Source organism: Chitinophaga parva, from assembly GCF_003071345.1.
GTDB lineage: Bacteria > Bacteroidota > Bacteroidia > Chitinophagales > Chitinophagaceae > Chitinophaga > Chitinophaga parva.
The window spans coordinates 1-943 of sequence record NZ_QCYK01000010.1; the positions used below are offsets into that span (position 1 = coordinate 1).

Genomic DNA, 943 nt, shown 5'->3' on the forward strand with positions numbered 1-943 from the left:
GCGTTGGCCTCCTTTCGGATAATACGTCTTCAACGTATTGGGTTGTCCCATTCGGATATCTACGGATTTAACGCCTGTTTGCGGCTCCCCGTAGCTTTTCGCAGCTTACCACGTCCTTCCTCGCCTCCTAAAGCCTAGGCATTCACCATGCGCCCTTATTCGCTTTAAATTACTTTCTCATTACTTTACGACTACTACAGTTATCGCTAACCGCAGCAGCATAAAACAACTTGTTTTCCCAATATGTCAAAGAACTTTTCTCACTTGCTGTTGGATATTACATCCCTGGCTTTATGAGTCTTTTGTCAAAATGCGAGATCCGATCTCCTGATCACTTCTCTTTTGAAGCATCCATTTCATTAATTTTCGAAGAACTTTCTTTCCAACTTTTAGTCCGTGTTACCGGTCGTTTGCGTTGGGGTTGCAAAGGTAAGCTTTATTTTGTTTCCACCAAATCTTTTTCAAAGTTTTTAGTGATTTTATTTTTAGCTAACTACTTGGCTATGAGTGGTTTGATACCGCTCTCTGCCTGGTAGTTTCCCTTGCTGGCTCCTTCTCCGTTTTAAAGAACTTCCTGGCTTTAAAGCCCCAGTGGCTTATTGCGGACGGCAAAGATACAATCTCCTCTTCACTCTACAAAAACTCTCAGCCGTTTATTTTTCACTCTACCAGTTTCTGCTGTATGGCTTTTGTTTTGCAGTGGGCCTTTTGCTTCTTGCTGTATGGCTTTTTGTTTTTGCAGTGGGCCTTTTGCTTTGCTGCCTGGTTAGTGAAGCCTTGTACTATATAGGCTACCAGGTCTTATTACCTTGTACTTTATAATAAAAAAAGTCTCACAAGTTACCCTGTGAGACTTTCTGAATAAATATGGCAGCTACCTACTCTCCCGCATGATTGCGCAGTACCATCGGCCATGAGGGGCTTAACTTCTCTGTTCGGAATG

At 42.6% G+C, this 943-nt stretch carries 2 rRNA genes; both read right to left on the minus strand.

Annotated elements, in window-relative coordinates:
• Window positions 1-169 (minus strand): 23S ribosomal RNA (locus DCC81_RS25295); the annotation flags it as partial.
• Window positions 170-865: 696 nt separating this feature from the next.
• Window positions 866-943, minus strand: a 5S ribosomal RNA gene (gene rrf, locus DCC81_RS26150); the annotation flags it as partial.